The organism is Fontimonas sp. FW305-C-3, from assembly GCF_058783185.1.
The window spans coordinates 168,527-189,294 of the sequence record NZ_JBYSYK010000002.1 but is presented as its reverse complement, the minus strand read 5'-3'; the positions used below and the strand labels follow the sequence as shown (position 1 = coordinate 189,294).

Genomic DNA, 20,768 nt, shown 5'->3' with positions numbered 1-20,768 from the left:
AGGTCGAGACTTGAGCGCGCCTGCGCCGGAAGCTACTGTGGCTATCCGGCGTCGCGGCAGGAAACCAGGAGATCGGGATGAAAGTATTGAAGTGGTTGGTAATCGGCATCGTCGTTCTTGTGGTTGCAGCGATTGGTGTCGGCTTCGTGCTGCCGGATACGGCGCGGCTGGAGCGCTCCATCGTCATCAAGTCGCAGCCGGCCACGGTGTTCACCGTGCTGAACGGCTTCCATCAGTTCAACAAGTGGTCGCCATGGGCGAAGTACGACCCGAATGCGGTCACGACGATCGAAGGTCCGGCCTTCGGTGTCGGCGCCAAGCAGAGCTGGGCCGGCGATGAGGCCAGCGTTGGCAGCGGCAGCCAGGAGATCGTCGCGTCGGTGCCTAACGAGCGCATCGACATGAAGCTGATCTTCGCCGGCTTCGATTCGGAAAATCTCGCAACGTTCATGCTCAAGCCGGTCGATGGCGGCACCGAAGTGGTCTGGAGCTACCAGAGCACGGCCAACGGCAATATCGTCAACCGCTATTTCGGCCTGATGCTCGATGGCATGCTCGGCAAGGATTACGAAGACGGCCTGGCTTCGTTGAAGACGCTGGTGGAGGGCCTGCCGCAGGTCGATCTGTCGACACTGAAGATCGAGGTGCTGACGGTGCAGAGCCAGCCGATGGTGTTCATGTCCGGCACCGCGTCGGCCCCCGAAGCCATGAAGATTCTGGGCGCCGCCTACAGCCAGCTCACAACGCATCTTGCCGCCAACAACATGGCGACGACGCAGCCGCCGATCGCGATCACGCACGAGTACAACGAAGAGACGCAGATGTGGACCTTCGATGCGGCGCTGCTGGTTGACGGCACAGCGCCGGCCGGCGCACCGGATTCCGGCATCCAGGCGGGCAATACCTACGGCGGGCTGGTGCTGCGCGCGACGCATGTCGGCGCGTACTCGACGTCGCAGGCTGCCTACGGATCGCTGGTCGCTTACCGCGACGTCGCGGGCTTTGTCGACAACGGCAACTCCTGGGAGGCTTACGTGTCCGATCCGACGACCACTCCGGAGCCCGAGCTGGTGACGCATATCTACTGGCCCGTGAAGTAAGGCGAATCGAGCAGCAACAAGAACGCGGGCTTGAGGCCCGCGTTTTTTGTGGGCGCCAGTAAAGTCATCGCTCAAAAAAATTGGGCCTGCGGAGCAGGCCCAATGGTGACAGCGCGGAGACTGTCAGCTGCGAGAAACTTCAGATGGCGAGTTCGCCGCCATCGTCCTTGGTGATGACGATCGTCGCCGAGCGCGGACGCGCACCGGCAGCGCCGGTATCGCCCGCATTGCGGCTGGCCGCCGGCCAGTTGCTGCTCGGATCGTCGAAGCTGCCGCCTTCACCCGGATGCTGGATGTTGACGAACATCGTCTTGTAGTCGGGCGTCATCGTGATGCCGGTGATTTCGCATTCGACGCAACCGACGAGGAAGCGACGCAGATTCTCTGCATCCGGACTGGCACCGACGATCGTGACCTGGGCGCCGATGTTGGTGGCGCCGCCGTCACCGACGCTGCCCGGCGTCGCCGCCAGCATCATGCAGTTCGTCGTGTCGGTGTAGGCGCCGTCGTCGGTCTGGATCCACAGGATGCCGCGGTCGTCGAACCACAGACCATCCGGGCTGGAGAAGTCGTTGGTCGCGGTCAGACCGGAGACGTTGATGTCCGGGCCGTAGGCGGCACGTGCGCCGAAGGCGTAGATGTCCCACTCGAAGCTCGTCGCCGCGGCGTTATCGCCGGCTTCGCGCCAGCGGATGATGTGGCCGTTGGCGTTGCCGTCGAGATCGCCGTCACCGTCGCTGTCGTAGCTGCGCGGGTTGGCCGGGTCGGTCGGGGCCGAACCGGAGCCGCCCTGGCCGCGGCCGTTGCTGCCGCTGGAGCTGTTGGTCAGCGTGAAATAGACCTCGCCGTTGATCGGGTTCACCGCGGCCCATTCCGGACGGTCCATCTTCGTCGCGCCCACCGAATCGGCGGCCAGACGGGTTCCGACCAGCACGTCGGCCTGGCTGGCGAACGGGAAGGTCGTGTTGTCGGCATTCAGGCCGTTGCTGTCGAACTTCAGCGCGATCCATTCGCCGCTGCCGTCTTCCTTGAACTTGGCGACATACAGCGTGCCTTCGTTCAGGTACTTGTCGCCGGCATCCGGGCCGCCGTAGGTGTCGGCCGGATCCCAGTTGGCCGCCGAGACGAACTTGTAGATGTACTCGTTGCGCGAGTCGTCGCCGGTGTAGAACACCACCGGCTTGCCGGCCTGCACGCGTGCCGGCCAGCAGCCTTCATGACCCATGCGGCCGATCGCCGTGCGCTTGCGCGGCACCGAGGTCGGATCGGTCGGGTCGATCTCGACGATGTAGCCGTAGGTGTTCGCTTCGTTGCGATAGTCGGCCGTCGCCTCGCCAGTGCCCACGCTGATGTCGAGGCGCTTGAAGGAGTCGCCGGCGACGGTCGCCCAGCCGTAGCTGCCGGAAGCGCCCGGCGAGATGCCGTAGCGGCTGAGCAGCTTGTTGTTGGAGGCGTTGAGCTTGGCGTCGTCCCCGGCGGCACGCTTGAAGTAGCCGGCCCAGTTCTCTTCGGCGGTCAGGTAGGTGCCCCAGGGCGTGTAGCCGTTCGAGCAGTTGTTGATCGTGCCGCGGGTCTTGGTGCCGTCGGTCGAGAACTTGGTCTTGACGCGAGCGCTGCCGCGCACCGGACCTTGCAGCTCCATCTCGGTGAACGGCGTGATGCGGCGGTTGAACGCCGAATCCTGTACCACCGACCACTCGCTGCCGTCGCGTACCACTTCGATGACGCTGACGCCGTGCGCGGTCATTTCCTTGCGCACCTGACCTTCCGGACGCACGCCGTCGGTCGTCGTCGGGCCGCTGGTGTGCAGATAGGTCTGCGTGATGTTCTCGTGGTTCATGCACAGCAGGCCGCGATCGGACGCGCTGTAGTCCAGTTCGTCGTCGGCGTTCAGGCCGAAGAAGTGCATGCCGTCGTGATGATCGCCGGCGCGCTCGGACAGGTCGGTTTCGCTGCCATTGTTGCTGTAGGCGCCCAGGCCGGCCTTGATCGGATCGCCCAGCGCATAAAGCACGGAGGCCGAATATCCCGCCGGCACGGTGATGTAGTCCTGCAGACCCTTGGCCACGGCATTGAAGGCCAGTTTCGGCGCTTCGACATCGTCGCTGTCGTCGTTGCAGCCGCTGAGGCCCAGGCCGCCGAACACGGCGGCGGAGGTGACGGCCATGCCGCCCTTGAGGGCCTGGCGACGCGTCAGGCGCGCGCCGAACACTTCGGCGATATGCGGGTTGGAGGAGGGGTTGCTGTTGTCTTCCTCGGCATAGCCGGAGACATTGGAAATCTGCTGGTCCATTGCGCTTGCGATCCTTGCCAGGCTGGCGGTGATGGGGTGGAAAAGCTGGCCTAGGCTAGGAACGTTTTGTTACCGGCTCGGGGCAGATTTATGAACGACCGGCGGCCGTTGGGTGAATCTCTGACTCGGGTGCCGCACAATCGCTGTTAAGATTGCCGCTGACGCTCAAGGAGGAGTGCATGATCCGCATCATGTTGGTTGACGATCACCGTCTGGTCCGGGCCGGGCTACGGCGCGTGCTGACCGAGGTTGCCGACATGACGGTCATCGCCGAGGCGAGCAGCGGCGAAGAAGCGCTGGAGCTGGTCCGCACCGAAGTGCCGGACATCGTCCTGATGGACATCAACATGCCGGGCATCGGCGGCCTCGAAGCAACGCGCCGCCTGCTGCAGCGCTGCCCGCAGACCCGTGTCATCGTCGTGTCCATGCACCTCGAGGAGCCGTACCCGAGCCGCATGCTGGCGGCTGGCGCCGCCGGCTACATCAGCAAGGATTCCGCCGCCGATGAAGCGGTGACCGCCATCCGCCGCGTCCATGGCGGTGGTCATTACGTCGCCGCCGACGTCGCCGGCAATCTGGCCGCCAGCCTGGTCAAGGGCCCGAGCGGGGCTTCGCCGTTCGATCTGCTGTCGCAGCGCGAGACCCAGGTCATGCTGATGGTCACCAAGGGCCATTCGACCCAAGACATCTCCGACCGTCTGCATCTGTCGCCCAAGACGGTCAGCACCTACCGCTACCGCCTGTTCGAGAAGCTGGGCGTCAACAACGACGTCGAGCTGACCCGCATGGCGATGCGCTACGGTCTGCTCGACGAGCGCAGCGAGAGCCGCGCCGCGAACTGAGTTCGGATGGTTTCGTCCGAGCAGCCGCCAGACGATGCCGAACCCGCTGCCGATCAGGCAAGCGGCGAGCGCGTTTTCGATCATCGTGCCTTCCTGGCGCAGCTGAGTTCTTCACCCGGCGTCTACCGCATGCTGGGCGGCAGCGGCGAGCTGCTGTATGTCGGCAAGGCGCGCAATCTGCGCAAGCGGGTCTCCAGCTACTTCCTGCGTGCCAGCGGCAATCCGCGCATCGAGAGCATGGTGTCGCAGATCCGCGGCATCGAAGTCACGCTGACGCATACCGAAGACGAAGCGCTGATCCTCGAAGCGACGCTGATCAAGGATCTCAAGCCGCGTTACAACGTCTACTACCGCGACGACAAGAGCTATCCCTACGTGCGTTTCACGGCGCACGAATATCCGCGCATCGCCTATTACCGCGGGGCGAAGATCGGGCGCGACCAGTACTTCGGGCCGTTTCCCAGCGCGTCTTCCGTGCGCGAGACGCTGCAGAGCCTGCAGAAGCTGTTCAAGCTGCGGCCATGCCGAGACTCGTTCTTCGCGCATCGCGACCGGCCCTGTCTGCAGTACCAGATCAAGCGTTGCAGCGCGCCCTGCGTCGATCTGATCAGCCCGGAGGATTACAGCCGCGACGTGCGCAACGCCGCGCGTCTGCTGCAGGGCAAGGGCGACGAACTGGCCGGCGAGCTGACGACGGAGATGGAAGCCGCCGCCGAGCGCCTCGACTTCGAGCTGGCGGCACGTTTGCGCGACCAGATCGGCGCGCTCAAGCGCGTGCGCGAGAACCAGGCGATGACCGGCGGCGCCGACGACATCGACGTGATCGTCGTCGCCCCGCATGCGGCCAGCAGCTGCGTCACCGTGATCTCGGTGCGCGATGGCGTGAATCTGGGACACCGCAACCATTTCCCCAGACATCCGCCGCATGCGGAACCGGCGGAACTGCTCGACAGCTTCCTCAGCCAGCATTACCTGCAGCAGCAGCCCCCGCCGGAATTGCTGATCAGCCATGCGGTCGACGACGTCGAGCTGCTGGAGGCTGCACTGAGCCAGCACGCCGGCCGGCGCATCCAGGTCCACAAGCCGCTGCGCGGTCTCAAGCTGCGGCTGCTGGAGATGGCGCAGCAGACCGCGGATCAGGCGCTGTCGGCGTACCTGGTCGACGCCGCGAGCATGGACGAGCGGCTGCTGGAGCTGCAGCGCGCGCTGGACCTGGAGCGGCCGCCGCAGCGGCTCGAGTGTTTCGATATTTCGCACACGCAGGGCGAGCGCGCGGTCGCTTCCTGTGTCGTCTTCGATGGCGACGGTCCGCTCAAGGCGGCGTATCGCAAGTTCAACATCGAAGGCATCACGCCCGGTGACGACTATGCCGCGATCAACCAGGCGGTCAGCCGGCGCTTCGCGAAGGTCAAGGCCGGGCAGGGGCAGAGCCCGGACGTGCTGTTCATCGACGGCGGCCTCGGCCAGCTCAACGCGGCGCTGGAGGCGCTGGAGGCGCTGGAGATCACCGACCTGCGCGTCGTCGCGATCGCCAAGGGGCCGACCCGCAAGCCGGGTCTCGAAGAGCTGATCCTGCCCGAGCTGGAGCTGCCGCTGCGGCTGCCGGCGGATTCGCCGGCGCTGCATCTGATCCAGCGCATTCGCGACGAGGCGCATCGCTTCGCGATCACCGGCCATCGCGGGCGCCGCGACAAGGCGCGGCTGAACTCGGGTCTTGAAGAGATCGACGGTCTCGGCCCCACGCGCCGGCGCATGCTGCTGCGGACTTTCGGCGGGCTGGCGCAGATCCGCAGGGCGGGGATCGATGAGCTGGCGCAGGTCGAAGGCGTATCGCGCACGCTCGCAGAGCGCATCTACGCGCACTTTCATTGATCCTTGCTGAATGTTTTGAGCAATGTGACGAGCGCGCCGCTCGGCTATCCTCTACAGCACGACCTTCCCCTGGCTGACGAACGGAACCCGTGCCGCTGACTCTTCCGCTCTTCCTGACATTGATGCGCGTGGCCGCGATCCCGGTCGTGCTCGCCATGTTTTACGTCGACATTCCGTATGCGCGTCAGATTGCGACGGTGTTGTACGCCGCCGCGGGCATTACCGACTGGCTCGATGGTTATCTCGCGCGCCGCTGGAACCAGACCAGCGCCTTTGGTGCCTTTCTCGATCCGGTTGCCGACAAGCTGCTGGTGGCGGTCTGCCTGATCATGCTGCTGCGCGACGAACCCGCGGGTCTGCTGGCGATCGTCGTCGCGATCATCATCGGCCGCGAGATCACAATCTCCGCGCTGCGCGAATGGATGGCGGAGATCGGCGAGCGCACGAGTGTCGCGGTGAGCTGGATCGGCAAGTGGAAGACCGCGCTGCAGATGATCGCGATCGGCATGATGATCTGGAAGATCGATACCTTCGGTCTGCCGATCTACAAGATGGGCTACGGCCTGCTGCTGGTGGCCGCCGTGCTCACGCTGTGGAGCATGGTGGTGTACCTGCGGGCCGCGTGGCCTATCCTGCGTGGCAGCGGCGCGCGCTGAGCCGGGATCAAGGCTTGGCGCAGCAGCTTGCAAGGCGTCGCAGGATGCATCGTGCGATGCACTGAAATATTCCTTGACTTCATTTCCACCGTCCCTACAATACGCGCCTCAACGCGGGAATAGCTCAGTTGGTAGAGCGATACCTTGCCAAGGTATAGGTCGCGAGTTCGAATCTCGTTTCCCGCTCCAAATTCATTAAAACCCCGGCGGTTCATCCTCGGGGTTTTTCTGTCTCAGGTGTCTCGTTGCGAGAGCAACGCTCACGGCACCGCGGCATGCTTCAAGGCTAGGTGGCAGAGTGGTCATGCAGCGGACTGCAAATCCGCGTACGCCGGTTCAATTCCGACCCTAGCCTCCACACATGCACGCGAATCGGGCGCCATCGGCGCCCAAGTCCCCAGGATTGCATTGAGCTTCCATCAGGTCGCAGGGGCATTTAAGGTTTAAGATTGCGCCGCTTTTGGGGCGCCACCGATCAATGCCCGCGTGGCGGAACTGGTAGACGCATGGGACTTAAAATCCCCCGACCTCTGGTCATCCCGGTTCGATTCCGGGCGCGGGCACCATTATCTTTTAGTATCAATGATATAAATTACATACTTAATGTAATTTATAGATGACGCCTCCAACATCGACGCCGACAAAAAAGCCCCGCACTGCGGGGCTTTTTGCTGCGGACCGCCAGGCGGTCTAGCGGTCGCGGTACTGAGCCTCGACGCGCTCGTCCTGGCCTTTGACGTCGACGCAGACGGTCGCGGTCGGGCGGGCCAGCAGACGCGGAATGCCGATCGGATCGCCGGTCTTCTCGCAGTAGCCGAACTCGCGGGCTTCGATACGGCGCAGGGCATCGTCGACCTTGCGCAGCAACAGGGATTCACGCTCGCGCAGACGCAGGTCGAGCCAGTGCTCTTCCTCGGCGGTGGCGCGGTCGGCCGGATCGGCGAACACTTCGCGCTCGTGCAGGCGCTCCTTGACGTCCAGTTCGCGCTGCAGCACTTCCTGGCGCATCTGAATCAGGCGGCGGCGGAAGAAATCCAGCTGCGCGTCGTTCATATATTCGTCGTCGTTCATCTCGCGAAGGATTTCTTCGGTCAATGCACCGGTATAGACGGTCGGGCGCAATTTTTTCTTGGGGACTGCTTTGGGCACGATTTGAACTGGGGGGGCAACGGGCCGCGGGGGCGGCGGGATGCTGGCGGCGACAGGGCGCGCCTCGCTTCGGGTATTGGTAACTGCTGGTTTCGACGGTGCTGCCGCAACCGGCTTGGCGGCCTTGACCGGCGCCGCAGCGGCCTTCACGACCTTGGCCGGGGCCGGCTTCGCGGCAGGCTTGGCGACCTTGGTAGCGGGTTTGACCGCAGCTTTGGCGATTGGTTTTGCAGCCGGCTTCGCCGCCTTTGCAGGCTTGGCCGGAGCAGCCGGCTTCTTGGCGACCTTGGCAGGCGCCTTCTTGGCGGCCGGCTTTGCGGCAGCCTTTGGCGCCGGCTTGCTTGCCGGTTTTTTGCTCAACGCACCTTTGATTTTGCTCAACAGACCCGAACTCCCTGAAGTCTTGCTCTTGGCGGATTTTGCCGGAGCCGGCTTGGCAGATTTCACTGTCTTCTTGGCGGTCATAGCGTGCCCCGAATCCCTTGGTTCCAGCTGGGCGTGCCAGCGAAGGTCGGGCGTTATACACCGCTGACACGGGGCGGTCAATGAAACCGGAGGCGGGGAAATCCGCGCGGGCGCGGCGAGCCCGCCGGCAGCCCAGGCCGGACAGCTGCTAAGGTCGCGCCCCATGAATGATGCGCAGCCCGAGTCGACCGCCACAGCCGATGCACCCGCCGAGTTGAGCGAGGTGCTCAGTCCGCGCACCCCCAAGCGGCTGTCGTCGCTCAAGGGCCTGTGGCCGTTCATGCGGCCTTATCGCGGCCGCGTGCTGCTGGCCTTGTTCATGCTGGTCGTGGCGTCCGCGGCGATGCTGGCGGTGCCGCTGTCGCTGCGCGATCTGATCGATCACGGCTTTGTCGCCAGCGAATCGGTGCACTGGCAGTTCCTCGGCCTGTTCGGCCTCGCGCTGTTCTGGGGTGCGGCGGTGGCGGCGCGCTTCTACTGGGTGAGCTGGATCGGCGAACGGGTGACGGCGGACCTGCGCAATGCGGTCTACCGGCAGATGCTGGCGCAGGCGCCGGCCTATTTCGAGACGACCAAGACCGGCGAAGTGCTGTCACGGCTGACCGCCGATACGACGCTCGTGCAGACCGTCGTGGGCTCGTCGATTTCCATGGGCCTGCGCAGCTTCTTCCAGTTTCTGGGCGGCCTGGTGATGCTGGCGGTCACCAGCCTCAAGCTGTTTTCCGTCACGCTGGCACTGCTGTTGCTGGTGGTGGTGCCGACGGTTGCGGCCGGCCGGCGCATCAAGCGCCTGTCGCGCGAGTCGCAGGATCGGGTCGCCGATACTTCGGCGGTCGCCGGCGAGATCCTCAACGCGATTCCGACCGTGCAGGCGTTTACCCAGCAGCAGGCGGAGCTCGGCCGCTTCGAGCATTCCGTCGAGAGCAGCTTTGTCGCGGCGATTCGCCGCACGCGCCTGCGCGCCTGGATGACCGCCGGGGTGATTGCCGGCGTGTTCGGCGCGATCGTCTTTGTGCTGTGGCTGGGCGCGCAGGCGGTCATCGCCGGCAGCATGACGCCGGGTGAGCTGGCTTCATTTGTGCTGTACGCGATGTTCACCGCCGGCGGGATCGGCGTCGTCGCCGAAGTCTGGGGCGATGTCATGCGCGCCGCGGGCGCGACCGAGCGCCTGATGGAACTGCTCGCCGCCGAGCCGGCGATCCAGGCGCCTGCACGGCCGGCGTCCTTGCCTGAAACCCGGCAGGCGCGCGTCAGCTTCGATCAGGTGCGCTTCCATTACCCGTCGCGGCCGCTGACAGCGGCACTGGACGGCATTTCTCTGGAGATTGCCGAAGGCGAGACGGTCGCGCTGGTCGGCCCCAGCGGGGCGGGCAAGACCACGATGTTCCAGCTGCTGCTGCGCTTCTATGACGTCGGCAGCGGCAGCTTGCGTTTCAACGGCGTCGACCTGCGTCAGCTCGATCCGCAAGCCCTGCGTGCGCATATCGGCATCGTGCCGCAGGATGCCGTCATGTTCTCGGCCAATGCGATGGAGAACATCCGCTACGGGCGCGCCGATGCCAGCGACGCCGAAGTGATCGCCGCCGCCAAGACGGCGTTGGCCGATGAATTCATCATGCGCATGCCGGAGGGTTACCACACCTTCCTCGGTGAACGCGGGCTGCGCCTGTCCGGCGGCCAGCGGCAGCGCATCGCGATTGCGCGCGCCGTGTTGCGCAATCCGCCGTTGTTGCTATTGGACGAGGCGACCAGTGCGCTCGATGCCGAAAGCGAGGCCCTGGTGCAACGCGGCCTCGAAGCCGCGATGCGCGGTCGCACGACGCTGGTCATCGCACACCGCCTGGCGACGGTACAGAAAGCCGATCGTATCGTCGTCATGGAACACGGCCGTATCGTCGAGATCGGCAGTCCGGGCGAACTGATGCAGAAAGGCGGGCTTTACGCCCGCCTGGCCAATCTGCAGGTGCTCGGTTAGGCGCTAGCTCAGCAGCGACTTGATCTCGCCGGAGGCGATCAGCTTCTCGAGATCGGTGGCACCGCCGATGAAAGTGCCCTTGACGAAAATCATCGGAAACGTCGGCCAGCCGGTCCACAGCTTCAGCGCATTGCGCCGGCGCCAGGTGTTCAGGTAGCTGCCGTATTCCATGTAGTGATAGGCAAGGCCCGCTGCATCGAGCAGTTTGCGCGCCTTCTTCGGCATCGGATTCTGCGCCATGCCGACGACGACAATGGCATGTTGCTCCGTCGCCTTGATGACCTCTTCGACGATGTCGCGCTGGTGGCCGGCGACGACAGCGCGGATGGCGGGATGGATACGCGCTTCTTCAAGGATCAGGCGAGGCATGCGGGTTTACCGGGGTAGTGGTCGGGATTTCGAACGACGCGCGTTCTACTTTTTCTTGAACTGATTTGCCGCGTCGCACCACATCGCCTGCTTGCGCTTCTCGTTGGCGACCCGCTCGGCGGGCGACGTCAGCACTTTGGCATTGAGGGTCTGGCAGTTCCGATCCAGTTCGGCCTGGGCCTCGGCACGGCACTTCTGGCTCTCGGCGCTGCCCGGCTTCATCTTGTTGCAGTTGTCTTGGTAGTGAAAGAGTACGGGGTTCGGCGGGATCTCCACGGCCGCTGAGGCGGCGGCGGAGAGGGCGAGCAGCGAAGCGGCAACTGTGATTGCGAGGCGCATGAAGATCGGAACTCTAAGGGGCGGATAGCCGGATTTGTCAGAGGCTGCGAAGTCTACAGCCTGGGCTGGAATCGGCGCTGAATGTCACGGCGACTGGGCGCCGCCCGGTCGATAGAACTCGACAACCTCTCTGAGCGTGCGCCGGACGTCGTTGCGTCGGTAGTTCAGCAGCGCCACATCGGCAGCGTCGGGTTCATAGCAGACCGAGCCGCCGCGTCCGGCATACAGCGCAATGTCCGGCAGCAGCGGATGTTCCTGATCGATGACGGGCAACGCGGCTTCGTGGCCGGCGGCGCGGAACAGTTCGGAGAAGTAGTCGGCAAAGCTGAGGTTCTCGTCGCCGACCAAATAGGCCTTCCCGGGTTCGCCCCGCAGCAGCGCGCCGAGAACGGCTTCGGACAGCGAAGTCGTCGACATGAAGTTGACCGCACCCGGCATCGCGAAGACCGGGACCTGCGGAAACAGGCCAAGCGCGTACTGCGCATGCGCCGCGACCGCGGGCACGGCGAGTCCGGGCACGGTGCCGGTCACGAAGGGCGCATTCAGACTGCAGACCCGAAAGCCCGCGCTGTTCAGTGCACGCGCGCCTTCGTCGGCCAGCAGACGCCCGCGGACATAGCTGCTGGTCTCGATCAGCTGCGGCGCGGCCTGCGGATAGAAACTGCCGATCAGTACGGCGCGGCCGATGCCGGCATCGCGAGCCCGCCGAAAGAATTGCGGCACGCCTTCGATGTTGGCGCGTTGCCAATGCGCTGCCTCGTCGGTATCCGGCGGCAGATGGCGGATATCGTTCCCGGCGGCAAAGACCAGCGCGTCGAACGCCGGCAGCGCCTGCGTTGGAAAGTCCGCGGAGAGGTAATCGCCTGCAATCATCGGCAGCTTCGCCAGCGCGGGCGATGTCGGTGCTTTGCGCGCGGCGATCGTGACGTCATGACCTTGCGCCGCCAGGTACAGCGCTGCATGCCCGCCGATCAGGCCGGTGCCGCCGACGACCAGAATCTTCATGGCTCAGGTGCTCCGGGCCGGTCGCTGCCCGCCGCACAGAATGTCGGTCACGCGCTCGGTGTCCATGTATTCCTTGTACTCGACGACCTTGCCGTCGCGGAAGCGAAACAGGAAGTGGTACTGGTTGCTGTAGATCTGGCCGGACACATGCAGGCCTTCGGATTCGGCCTCCACCGCAACCCGCTCGCCCTCGGCCGTCATCGCCTTGATGTCGAAACGGATGCCTTTCGGAAAAACTTCGAAGATGCCGCCCGCCGCCGCACCGATCTGCGCCTTGCTGAACTTGCCGGAGATCAGCGTGCGCCCCATCGTCAGGCAATAACCGTCATCGGCATAGGCATCGAGCAGGGCGTTCACGTCTCCCCGGTTGAGTGCCGCGAAGAAATCCTCGACCGCTTTCCTGTTGCGCGCTTCGCTGCTCATCTGTCGAATCTCCAAGGCTTCGGGCGGGTGCGCTGATCGCCCGATTCAACGCCCTTGTGGCGCCAGCCGCCTCGTCGGAACGCACTAGCGCCGGATGGATGGCGCTGCGCTCTGCATCTATACTGGGGGCGTTGTTTCTTGCTCTGAGGTATTCGTCCGTTGCGCAACTAGTGCCCCTGCTTTTTGAGGATCTTTCCGCTGCCTGTACCGGCAGCGGAACGCTTGGCATTGGTTGGAGTTCGCATGACGAATCCGGTTTTTTCCGGTCCCGGTTTTTCCAGCGCTGGTTTTCCCAGTGCTGCCTCCCTGACGTTGCAGGATCTGACGTTCCGCTTGCCTGACGGCAACGCGCTATTCAGCCAGCTCAACGAACAGTTCGATCAACGCCGCACCGGGCTGGTCGGGCGTAACGGCATCGGCAAGAGTGTGCTTGCACGCATCCTCGCCGGACAGCTGGCGCCCAGCAGTGGCCGCTGCCTTCGCATTGGCACGGTCCGTTATCTGGCCCAGCAGATTGCCCTGAAGCCTGACGACAGCGTCGCCGATCTGGCGGGCATCCGGCTGCCGCTCGACGCGCTGCGGCGAATCGAAGCGGGCAGCACCGCGGTCGCCGACTTCGACACCTTGGGCGAGCGTTGGCAAATCCGTGAAACGCTGCGGCAAGCCTTGGCCGAGTGCGGGCTTGCAGGTCTGCACGCGGACACGCCGGCAACGCAGCTCAGCGGCGGCGAGGCGATGCGTGTGGCACTGGTCGGTGCCTTGCTGTCCCGCGCCGACATGCTGATTCTCGACGAACCGAGCAATCATCTGGACCGGTCGCATCGGCGATGGTTGTCCGAGCAGCTGCGGCAGTGGCGCGGCGGGCTGATCGTCGTCGGCCACGATCGGCACTTGCTGGAGAACATGGATCGCATCGTCGAGCTGTCGACGCTGGGATTGCGCAGCTACGGCGGCGGCTACTCGTTCTATGCGCAGACCAGGGCGGCCGAACGCGCGAATCAACAAGCGCTGCTCGATCGATGCCAACACGCGCTCAAGCGCGGCGAGCGCGAACTGGCGCTGCAGCGCGAGCGCCAGGAACGACGGCAGGCGCGGGGTGCGAAGCAGGCGGCCAATGCCAATCAGGCGCCGATCCTTCTCGGGCTGCAGAAAAGCCGCAGCGAAGTCAGTGCCGGCAAGCTGCGGGCGCGGGGCCTCGCCGCGCGCGAGACGCTTGCCCAGGGTGTGCGCGACGCTGCGCAGAAGATCGAAGGCACTGTGCCGCCGGTCTTGTTCGCGCCGCAGGACTCACCCGCGGCCCGGCGCGTGGCCGACATCCGCCAGCTGCTGTTGCCGCACGTGGGCGATCGTCTGCCGCCGCTGGACCTAAGGCTGTCGTCGACATCGAGGCTCGCGCTCATCGGCGCCAATGGCTGCGGCAAGTCGACCTTGCTCAAGCTGCTCGCCGGGCAGATGAAGCCGCTGGCGGGGGACTGCGACGTGTTTGTCGAGGCTGCCTATCTGGATCAGCATCTTTCGGTGCTGGACGCGCAACAATCGATCCTTGCGCAGTTGCTGGCGGTGAATCGCAGCAGCGACGAGAGCCATCTGCGCAGCCGCTTGGCCCTGTTGGGACTCGACGCCGGCCGCGTGCAATTGCCGACAGCTGCACTCAGCGGCGGCGAGCGAATCAAGGCGGCGCTGGCGCGCGTGCTGTACGCCGAGCGGCCGGCGCAGCTGCTGCTGCTCGACGAGCCTGACAACCATCTCGATCTCGCGGCAATCGCCGCGCTGGAAGACATGCTGCGTCAGTACCGCAGTGCTCTGGTCGTCGTGTCGCATGACGAAACCTTCCTGGCCAGGCTCGACCTCGATGAGCAGCTGACGCTTGCCCCGCAGGGCTGGCAGCTGGAACCTTTCGAGCGCTAGGCACCGCGCCGCAGATACGGATTGCTTGACGCCTCGTGCATCGCCAGCCAGTCGGACCAGCGCTGGCCGCCGGCGTCGCCGCCGGCTTCCTGCAGGCGCGCGAGCGCAGTGAACGGCGGGACTGGCATCGGCAGATTCAGAACGCGGGTCTGCCGCTGGCGCGCGCTGAGCCATTGAGTGGCCAGTTCGCGAAAGTCGAGATACTCCGGACCATGCACGTCCGCCAGACGCCCCAGTCCGCTGCCGGCCGCATGGACAGCCAAACGCTCAGCGACGAATTCCAGAGATACCGGCTGCAGAACGATCTTCTTCGGTGCGATCACCGCGAGCTTCATGTCCAGCTTCGACAGGATGAATTCGATGAAGGGATGGAACTGCGTCGCGCGAACGATCGCATACGGCAGCCCACTGGTCATGACGCGCCGCTCGACTTCCAGCTTGATGGCGTAATAAGGCAGCGATGTCGCGGCGAGGTCGATGCCGGCGATGCCGACGTAGATCAGCCGCGCTTCGCCGCTCTTCCTCATGGCCGCAATCAACCGATCGATAGCCGCCAGATCCTCCTGCGGACTGCGCGGGTTGGAGGCGCAATGCACGACCGTGCCGACGCCGCGCAAGGCGGCATCCAGACCTTCGCCGCTGAGCAGGTCCGCCCGCGCCCAATCAATATCCAGACCCCCAGTCTTCGCACCACGCGCCATGCCGCGCGCCGGAACTCCGCGCGAGTTCAACTGCGCGGCCAAGGCCGAGCCCAGAGGGCCGCTGGCGCCGGTCACCAGCGTCGTTGCGGGATTCGTCATGCTTGCGGTCTATGCGGCATTCGGCGCTGCGAAACGCGAGCTGAAGATCAGCATGATCGACGCGATCAATGCCAGCCCCAAGGCCACCGCGTTGCCGACCTGATCGATCGGACTCGCAAACAGGCTCAGCTTCGAATAGTGGTAGATCAGGTGCGGCAGATTGAACGCAAACGTCGACAGGCCGACGACCATCGGATGAACCATGGCAGGCCTGAAGAATCCGAACGCCGCCAGAATGCCGGTGCCGATATAGAAGCCGCCGACGTCGCGCACCAGATGTTCGTTGTAAGGCCCGTCGAGCGAAACCCAGGTGCGGCCGCAGCCCGGGAACGCGTTGTAGAAGTCCGTCGGAAACCCCAGGGCCCAGATGCCGACAACGATGCCGACGACGGCGAGATAAGCCAGGGCGGATTTCAGCAGCATGGGTGTCTCCAATGGTTCTGGTTAACTGACGGGTCGCAGAATAATCCAACATCCCGGATGCGCACATTCAGCCGCGCGACGTCAGGCCCCGGCTGACGGACCCGGCCCGCAGCGCCGCGCGCACACTGCATAAGCGGCGCGCCATGCCGTACGATTGAGCCGGAGAACAGGAACGACAGACGATGACCCGGTGGCTATTCGCAGTAACTCTCGCTGGCTTGCTCAGTGCTTGCGCCAGCAAGGGAGTTGTCCCGACCTTCCAGCTGGCTGAATGTCGCGACCTGTTGTCGCAGGGCGAATACGAAGATGCCGGGCGGCTCTGCAATGCGAGCTTCGATGCGATCGGCCAGACCGCGGGCGCGCAGCAACAGAATGCCTATCAGCTGGTCGAGCTGGCGTCGAGCGCGATCAGATTCGGCGACTATCGGATTGCCGAGCGGGCCGCTTTGCTGGCGCTGCCGTATGAAGGCGGCGCCATCGCGATCCTGGCGATGGTGAAGAACAAGCTCGGCGATTACGACGCGGCTGTGACGCGCGGATCCGATTACCTGGAGCGATTCGGCACCGCAGCGCCCATGTCGCAGGATGCGATGAGCGCCGTAGGCATGGCGCTGGCGACCGTCGGGCGCTTCGATGCGGCGCGTCAGATGGTGGAGACGGCCAATCAGGCCGCCGCTGCGGAGGCTGGCGGCTTTGCCATGGTCAGCGCCAACACCCTGGAGTTTTCGGTGCTGCGGCTGGCGGGTGATAGAACGGCCGGCGGCGAACTGGCGATGCATGCACTTGATCTGGCCATCGAGTCCGGCCTTGATACATCGGTACTGTTGGGCAATGTCGCCAAGGTCAAGTTCGACGAAGCGAAGTACGACGAAGCGCGGGTGCTGCTGGAGAAGTCGCTCGCCGTTGCCCATACCCAACCGTGGCCCGGGCATCCGGAGTACGCGAGGGTGATGAATGACCTCGGTCTGGTCGATTACATGACCGGCCATACCGAAGATGCGGAGACCAAACATCTTCTCGCGCTCAACGTGCGCAAGGCGAGATTAGGTCCGGCGCATACCTTGGTTGCACAGAGCCTCAACAATCTCGGCGTGGTCTATCACCGCCTCGGCGATCTCGATCAGGCGGCGGCACTCTACGAAAGGGCGCTCGACATCAATCTGGCCGCGATCGGAAGAAGCAATCGACGCACGCAGCTGATATTCGCCAATCTCGAAATACTCGCCAAGGATCGACGGGGCAAGTCGGTGCCGCCGCGCGAGCCCAATCTCGACGGTCCCTGACGAGGCGTCGGGCTTTTCGCCAGCGGCCGGGCGGATCGCCTGATCATCAGCCGGCAACGGATGAGCGCTTGCTGAGCGGCCGGTGCTGCAGATTCCCCCTAAGCCAATGATTTGCGGTACTTGCCGGATTTTTCCCTGAAGGGGCGGGGTGAGGCACGCTGATTGCGGTCTGTTCTTCATCGCATATCGGGCCTGTTGATGGGCCAAGGAAATATGCGGTTATCCCAAGTCGCATGTTCAATGCGAACCGTGAAATCAGGAGCAGACCATGAAATCAGTGAGAGAAGATGATCGCGTGAATGAAGCCATCGACGATGCCGCCCACAGCGGCGCGGCGGACAAGGCCAAGGGTCGCGTCAAGGAAGTGATCGGTTCGGTCAAGGCCAACGTCGGCAAGGCGATCGGCGACCGCGAGCTCGAAGGCAAGGGCCATCTTCAGAACGCCGAGGGCAAGAAGGATCGCCTGAAGGGCGAGATCAAGGAAACCGCCGAGGACATCAAGGACAAGGTCAAGGCCGGCGTCGAAGTCGTCAAGGACAAGGTTCGCGAAGTCCGCAATCGCTGAGCTTGAATGGCGATACCAAAAGGCGCCGTCGCTATCGAAGCGACGGCGCCTTGTTGTAGATGGCCCATGGTTTCTCCGACGCTTCGTCGGGCTTGAGAGCAAAAGCGCTCTCTCCATTCCCATATGGGAATATGGCGGCTCCGATGTTTGTGTGACCGTTCCGCAGGATCGCTGCCCGTTTGTCGCGGGCGGCTGCTGGCATAGCCACATGAACGGGGAGACACACAGTGGACCTGAAGCTCAAGGGCCGGCGCGCGCTGGTCACCGGCAGCAGCAGCGGTATCGGAGAAGCGACGGCACGGCTGCTGGTGCAGGAAGGCGCCGCGGTGGTCGTACATGGCCGCAACCGCGAGCGGGCGGAGCGGGTCGCGGCCGACATCAAGGCCGCGGGTGTCGCGATCGGCGATCTGAGCACCGATGAAGGTGCCGCCGCGGTTCATGCGGATGCGCGTGCCGCACTCGGCGGCGGCATCGAGATCCTCATCAACAACGCGGGCGGCAGCTCGACGGGCAATTCCTCAAAACCGCCTGCGGACATCAAGGCGGCAGACTACATCGCGAACTACCACGGCAACATGCTGTCGGCCGTGCGCCTGGTGCTGCTCGCCCTGCCGGACATGGTGGCGGCGCAGTTCGGCCGCATCGTCAACGTTTCCAGCGCTGTGGCGATCCAGCCGAACAATGTCGGCGTGGACTACTCGGCGGCGAAGTCCGCACTGAACAATTTCACCGTGAGCCTGGCCGGTTCGCTCAAGGGCGCCGGGGTTACCGTCAACACCGTGACGCCGGGCGTGATCATGGTCGACGGTCTGCTGCGCTTCGGTCGAACCCGCTACAAGGATCCGCAGATGCCGTTGGAGGAAGTCACGCGGCGGATGGCGGAGGAGAAGATTTTCCAGCTGCCGCCAGTGGGCCGGCTGGGTTCTCCCAACGAGGTCGCGATGATTGCTTGCACGCTCGCGAGCCCGGTCCTGGGTTATGTCACCGGTTCCAACTACCGGGTCGACGGCGGTCAGGTGCGATCGGTCCTCTGAAGCGGCGCGCAAGACAACGGAACAGGGAAAAGCTCATATGTCTCAGAAGACTTATCGCGTCATCCAGTGGGCCACCGGCGTGGTCGGCAAGACGGCGCTGCGCCACTTCATCGAGAACCCGGCGTTTGAACTCGCTGGCGTGCTGGTGACCAAGCCGGAGAAGGTCGGCCTGGACGCCGGCGACATCGTCGGTCTGCCGAAGACGGGTGTCCTGGCGACGGACGATGTCGAGAAGATCATCGCGCTGCAAGCGGACTGCGTACTGTTCGCGCCGATCGTGACCAATGTCGATACGATCTGCCGGTTGCTGCGCTCGGGCAAGAACGTCGCGTCCGTCGCCGGTCCGTTTTCACCGCAGCACTATCCCGAGCATTTTGCGAAGATCGAAGCGGCCTGTCGCGACGGCAACTCGTCCTATCACGGTTGCGGCATTCATCCCGGCTTCTCGGGCGATATCCTGCCGCTGACCTTGACGAGACTGATGAACCGCGTCGATCACGTGCAGATCTACGAGTTCATCGACAAGCTGCGCAATCCGATGGTCTACACCGAGATGATGGGCTTCGGTCGCGATCCGGAAGCCCTGCTCGCCAAACCGAGCCGCTCTCCGGAGGCGCCCTATGCCTTCGCGCAGTCGATGGCATTGGTGGCCGAAGGCCTCGGCAAGACGATCGAGAAGGTCACCACCAGGCTCGAAGTGGCGACCGCAACCCAGGATATTCCCTACAGCCTCGGCATCGGCCTGCCGATCAGCGGCACCGTTCGCAAGGGCACGGTCGCCGGCCAGCACTACGAGTGGACCGGCTGGTGCGAAGGCAAGCCGCTGGTCACCTACCACTTCTACTGGACGATGGGCGAACACGTCGAGCCGCAGTGGGACATCGACAGTCGCTACCAGGTGGTGATCGAGGGCGATCCGCCGCTTGAGGTGAGGCTGATGAGCCGGCCGGACGCCGACGGCGTGCGCCCGTTTCTCGGCTTGCCCTGGACGGGCCTGGTCGGCGCCACGGCACTGCCGGCACTCTGCGAGGCGAAGCCGGGTGTCGTCACGCACATCGACCTCGGGATTGTGCAACCGCGCGGGTTGGTGCGAGGCTAGGGCGGCGACGCATTGTTGTCGGTCGCGAGCAACGAGGCACCGCCGAAGGCCGATGACGAAAGCGCTGAACGAACTGCTGCTCACGCTGATCGACGGCGCGTTCGAATCGCCACGGTGGACGTCGTTCCTCGATGGGCTGCGCGAACGCATCGCCGCCGACTACACGAGTCTGGTGTTCCGCCCGCCGGGGATGGAGCCGAATACGGTGCTGCATCTGTTCTCCGGCAGGCGCTCGCCACCGCACGTGCAGCAGCTTTACCGCGAAAGCATCTACGCGGGCGATCCGATTCCCTATCACGCGATGCTCGAAGGCCGGCTCTACGACTTCGACGAACTGCTGCAACCAGGCCACCCCGATGCCGAGGCGTATGTGCGTGCCGTGATGGTGCCCAGCGGCATGAACGCGATGCGCATGATCCGCGTGGAAGAGACCAGCGGCGTCAGCGCCTGGCTGACCGTCACCCGCACCAAGGGTGATTTCACCCGCAAGGACGAGACGCTGCTGCGCGGGCTGGCGCCGTATCTGCGCAGCGTGCTGCGCGTCTTCGTCGCGCTGGAGCACGAAAGAATCAGCGCCATGTTCGCCGGCGATGCGATCCAGCGGCTCAACTATGGCTGGCTCGCGCTCGATGCTTCCGCGCGGGTGCTGGAGGCCGATGCACAGGGCCGGCTGATGCTGGAGAGATCGACGCTGCTGCGTCAGGACGCCCAGGGATGTCTCGTCGCCGCGACACGCCAGAAGACGCGCGAGCTGATGGCCGCCGTCAAAGCGCTCGCGCAAGCGCCGGAAGCACGTCCGCGAGCCATGGTCCTATGCCGCGATCCCTGGCTCGACATGCTGCTGGTGCCGGCCAATCGCAATGCCAGATCGCCGACATCGATGCCTGCCGTCATTGCCTATGTCCACGGCGATGCGACGCTGTCGGCGGATCGCTGCGAACAGCTCGCGCAACTTTTCGACCTGCTGCCCAGCGAAAGCCGGCTCGCGCTGGCGCTGAGCCGTGGAATGAGCATTGCCGAGGCGGCGGAGTATCTGAACCTTACCGAAGAATCGGCGCGCACCTACTCAAAGAAGATCTACGCGAAGATGGGCGCCCGCGGTCAGGCCGATCTGGTGCGTTTCATCCATCGCAGCGTGCTGCGGATTGCCTGAAGGCAGCTGCAGGAA

General features: G+C 64.5%; 19 protein-coding genes and 3 tRNA genes. 14 read left to right on the top strand and 8 right to left on the bottom strand.

All coding sequences use genetic code 11. The annotated features are described in order from the left end of the window. Positions 1 to 77: 77 nt before the first annotated feature. Positions 78 to 1,100, top strand: a complete 1,023-nt coding sequence (locus AC3WUF_RS07035) for an SRPBCC family protein (protein ID WP_492423890.1) — start codon at positions 78 to 80, stop codon at positions 1,098 to 1,100. A 139-nt stretch (positions 1,101 to 1,239) separates the two neighbouring features. Here the strand turns inward: AC3WUF_RS07035 and AC3WUF_RS07030 are convergent, their stop codons facing one another. Then, the gene (locus AC3WUF_RS07030) at positions 1,240 to 3,393 is read right to left on the bottom strand and encodes a PhoX family protein (protein WP_492423888.1); all 2,154 of its coding nucleotides are present in this window, start codon (positions 3,391 to 3,393) and stop codon (positions 1,240 to 1,242) included. A 179-nt stretch (positions 3,394 to 3,572) separates the two neighbouring features. Between AC3WUF_RS07030 and uvrY the strand changes: the two genes are divergently transcribed. The 6 genes from uvrY to AC3WUF_RS07000 all read left to right on the top strand — a co-directional run bounded on the left by uvrY (position 3,573) and on the right by AC3WUF_RS07000 (position 7,329). Next, positions 3,573 to 4,235 carry a UvrY/SirA/GacA family response regulator transcription factor gene (uvrY, locus tag AC3WUF_RS07025; protein WP_492423886.1) on the top strand — a complete coding sequence of 221 codons (663 nt, stop codon included), beginning with the start codon at positions 3,573 to 3,575 and terminating at the stop codon, positions 4,233 to 4,235. A 6-nt stretch (positions 4,236 to 4,241) separates the two neighbouring features. Then, positions 4,242 to 6,107: an excinuclease ABC subunit UvrC gene (gene uvrC, locus AC3WUF_RS07020; RefSeq protein WP_492423884.1), complete on the top strand. Its 1,866-nt coding sequence runs from the start codon at positions 4,242 to 4,244 to the stop codon at positions 6,105 to 6,107. 89 nt (positions 6,108 to 6,196) lie between these two features. Beyond that, entirely contained in the window at positions 6,197 to 6,763 is a 567-nt protein-coding gene (gene pgsA / locus AC3WUF_RS07015) for a CDP-diacylglycerol--glycerol-3-phosphate 3-phosphatidyltransferase (protein WP_492423882.1), read from the top strand. Positions 6,764 to 6,876: 113 nt separating this feature from the next. Beyond that, positions 6,877 to 6,952 (top strand) — tRNA-Gly (locus tag AC3WUF_RS07010). Between the two features lie 95 nt (positions 6,953 to 7,047). Continuing rightward, positions 7,048 to 7,121, top strand: a tRNA-Cys gene (locus AC3WUF_RS07005). A 122-nt stretch (positions 7,122 to 7,243) separates the two neighbouring features. Beyond that, a tRNA-Leu gene (locus tag AC3WUF_RS07000) sits at positions 7,244 to 7,329 on the top strand. 124 nt (positions 7,330 to 7,453) lie between these two features. On the opposite strand, the gene dksA is transcribed toward AC3WUF_RS07000, so the two are convergent. Further along, positions 7,454 to 8,377, bottom strand: coding sequence for an RNA polymerase-binding protein DksA (gene dksA, locus AC3WUF_RS06995; protein WP_492423880.1), 924 nt, complete (start codon positions 8,375 to 8,377; stop codon positions 7,454 to 7,456). A 163-nt stretch (positions 8,378 to 8,540) separates the two neighbouring features. On the opposite strand from dksA, the gene AC3WUF_RS06990 reads away from it, so the two are divergent. Beyond that, entirely contained in the window at positions 8,541 to 10,352 is a 1,812-nt protein-coding gene (locus tag AC3WUF_RS06990; protein ID WP_492423878.1) for an ABC transporter transmembrane domain-containing protein, read from the top strand. A 3-nt stretch (positions 10,353 to 10,355) separates the two neighbouring features. Here AC3WUF_RS06990 and AC3WUF_RS06985 read toward each other — a convergent pair whose 3' ends face one another. The 4 genes from AC3WUF_RS06985 to AC3WUF_RS06970 form a co-directional block, all read right to left on the bottom strand. Then, positions 10,356 to 10,721, bottom strand: a complete 366-nt coding sequence (locus tag AC3WUF_RS06985; protein ID WP_492423876.1) for a glutaredoxin — start codon at positions 10,719 to 10,721, stop codon at positions 10,356 to 10,358. 45 nt (positions 10,722 to 10,766) lie between these two features. After that, complete coding sequence (locus AC3WUF_RS06980) at positions 10,767 to 11,060, bottom strand: hypothetical protein (RefSeq protein WP_492423874.1); 294 nt, start codon at positions 11,058 to 11,060, stop codon at positions 10,767 to 10,769. Positions 11,061 to 11,144: 84 nt separating this feature from the next. Beyond that, positions 11,145 to 12,065: an NAD-dependent epimerase/dehydratase family protein gene (locus AC3WUF_RS06975; RefSeq protein WP_492423872.1), complete on the bottom strand. Its 921-nt coding sequence runs from the start codon at positions 12,063 to 12,065 to the stop codon at positions 11,145 to 11,147. A 3-nt stretch (positions 12,066 to 12,068) separates the two neighbouring features. Then, positions 12,069 to 12,488: a nuclear transport factor 2 family protein gene (locus AC3WUF_RS06970; protein WP_492423870.1), complete on the bottom strand. Its 420-nt coding sequence runs from the start codon at positions 12,486 to 12,488 to the stop codon at positions 12,069 to 12,071. Between the two features lie 243 nt (positions 12,489 to 12,731). Between AC3WUF_RS06970 and AC3WUF_RS06965 the strand changes: the two genes are divergently transcribed. Further along, the gene (locus tag AC3WUF_RS06965) at positions 12,732 to 14,396 is read left to right on the top strand and encodes an ABC-F family ATP-binding cassette domain-containing protein (RefSeq protein WP_492423868.1); all 1,665 of its coding nucleotides are present in this window, start codon (positions 12,732 to 12,734) and stop codon (positions 14,394 to 14,396) included. Here AC3WUF_RS06965 and AC3WUF_RS06960 read toward each other — a convergent pair. Continuing rightward, positions 14,393 to 15,196, bottom strand: a complete 804-nt coding sequence (locus AC3WUF_RS06960; protein ID WP_492423866.1) for an SDR family oxidoreductase — start codon at positions 15,194 to 15,196, stop codon at positions 14,393 to 14,395. The two genes, AC3WUF_RS06965 and AC3WUF_RS06960, sit on opposite strands and share 4 nt — an antisense overlap. Positions 15,197 to 15,205: 9 nt before the next feature. After that, positions 15,206 to 15,619 (bottom strand): hypothetical protein, encoded by a 414-nt coding sequence (locus AC3WUF_RS06955; RefSeq protein ID WP_492423864.1) that lies wholly within the window; start codon positions 15,617 to 15,619, stop codon positions 15,206 to 15,208. A 182-nt stretch (positions 15,620 to 15,801) separates the two neighbouring features. Here AC3WUF_RS06955 and AC3WUF_RS06950 point away from each other — a divergent pair, with 182 nt between their 5' ends. From AC3WUF_RS06950 to AC3WUF_RS06930, 5 genes are all read left to right on the top strand, one after another. Next, on the top strand, positions 15,802 to 16,902 hold the full coding sequence (locus AC3WUF_RS06950; protein ID WP_492423862.1) for a tetratricopeptide repeat protein: 1,101 nt from the start codon (positions 15,802 to 15,804) through the stop codon (positions 16,900 to 16,902). A gap of 268 nt (positions 16,903 to 17,170) precedes the next feature. After that, positions 17,171 to 17,467 (top strand): CsbD family protein, encoded by a 297-nt coding sequence (locus tag AC3WUF_RS06945; RefSeq protein WP_492423860.1) that lies wholly within the window; start codon positions 17,171 to 17,173, stop codon positions 17,465 to 17,467. 227 nt (positions 17,468 to 17,694) lie between these two features. After that, a complete protein-coding gene (locus AC3WUF_RS06940; RefSeq protein WP_492423858.1) occupies positions 17,695 to 18,501 on the top strand; it encodes an SDR family NAD(P)-dependent oxidoreductase in 807 nt (268 codons plus the stop codon). A 37-nt stretch (positions 18,502 to 18,538) separates the two neighbouring features. Then, positions 18,539 to 19,600 carry an NAD(P)H-dependent amine dehydrogenase family protein gene (locus tag AC3WUF_RS06935; RefSeq protein ID WP_492423856.1) on the top strand — a complete coding sequence of 354 codons (1,062 nt, stop codon included), beginning with the start codon at positions 18,539 to 18,541 and terminating at the stop codon, positions 19,598 to 19,600. A gap of 52 nt (positions 19,601 to 19,652) precedes the next feature. Further along, the gene (locus AC3WUF_RS06930) at positions 19,653 to 20,753 is read left to right on the top strand and encodes a helix-turn-helix transcriptional regulator (RefSeq protein ID WP_492423854.1); all 1,101 of its coding nucleotides are present in this window, start codon (positions 19,653 to 19,655) and stop codon (positions 20,751 to 20,753) included. Positions 20,754 to 20,768: the final 15 nt, after the last annotated feature.

What these genes read in the sequence shown, in the direction of transcription:
- AC3WUF_RS06930 (WP_492423854.1), top strand. Translation starts at nt 19,653, where the DNA reads ATGACGAAAGCGCTGAACGAACTGCTGCTCACGCTGATCGACGGCGCG.
- AC3WUF_RS06960 (WP_492423866.1), bottom strand. Translation starts at nt 15,196, where the DNA reads ATGACGAATCCCGCAACGACGCTGGTGACCGGCGCCAGCGGCCCTCTG.
- AC3WUF_RS06970 (WP_492423870.1), bottom strand. Translation starts at nt 12,488, where the DNA reads ATGAGCAGCGAAGCGCGCAACAGGAAAGCGGTCGAGGATTTCTTCGCG.
- AC3WUF_RS06950 (WP_492423862.1), top strand. Translation starts at nt 15,802, where the DNA reads ATGACCCGGTGGCTATTCGCAGTAACTCTCGCTGGCTTGCTCAGTGCT.
- AC3WUF_RS07030 (WP_492423888.1), bottom strand. Translation starts at nt 3,393, where the DNA reads ATGGACCAGCAGATTTCCAATGTCTCCGGCTATGCCGAGGAAGACAAC.
- AC3WUF_RS06985 (WP_492423876.1), bottom strand. Translation starts at nt 10,721, where the DNA reads ATGCCTCGCCTGATCCTTGAAGAAGCGCGTATCCATCCCGCCATCCGC.
- AC3WUF_RS06935 (WP_492423856.1), top strand. Translation starts at nt 18,539, where the DNA reads ATGTCTCAGAAGACTTATCGCGTCATCCAGTGGGCCACCGGCGTGGTC.
- AC3WUF_RS06945 (WP_492423860.1), top strand. Translation starts at nt 17,171, where the DNA reads ATGAAATCAGTGAGAGAAGATGATCGCGTGAATGAAGCCATCGACGAT.
- AC3WUF_RS06990 (WP_492423878.1), top strand. Translation starts at nt 8,541, where the DNA reads ATGAATGATGCGCAGCCCGAGTCGACCGCCACAGCCGATGCACCCGCC.
- AC3WUF_RS06955 (WP_492423864.1), bottom strand. Translation starts at nt 15,619, where the DNA reads ATGCTGCTGAAATCCGCCCTGGCTTATCTCGCCGTCGTCGGCATCGTT.
- AC3WUF_RS06965 (WP_492423868.1), top strand. Translation starts at nt 12,732, where the DNA reads ATGACGAATCCGGTTTTTTCCGGTCCCGGTTTTTCCAGCGCTGGTTTT.
- uvrY (WP_492423886.1), top strand. Translation starts at nt 3,573, where the DNA reads ATGATCCGCATCATGTTGGTTGACGATCACCGTCTGGTCCGGGCCGGG.
- AC3WUF_RS06975 (WP_492423872.1), bottom strand. Translation starts at nt 12,065, where the DNA reads ATGAAGATTCTGGTCGTCGGCGGCACCGGCCTGATCGGCGGGCATGCA.
- uvrC (WP_492423884.1), top strand. Translation starts at nt 4,242, where the DNA reads ATGGTTTCGTCCGAGCAGCCGCCAGACGATGCCGAACCCGCTGCCGAT.
- dksA (WP_492423880.1), bottom strand. Translation starts at nt 8,377, where the DNA reads ATGACCGCCAAGAAGACAGTGAAATCTGCCAAGCCGGCTCCGGCAAAA.
- AC3WUF_RS06980 (WP_492423874.1), bottom strand. Translation starts at nt 11,060, where the DNA reads ATGCGCCTCGCAATCACAGTTGCCGCTTCGCTGCTCGCCCTCTCCGCC.
- AC3WUF_RS07035 (WP_492423890.1), top strand. Translation starts at nt 78, where the DNA reads ATGAAAGTATTGAAGTGGTTGGTAATCGGCATCGTCGTTCTTGTGGTT.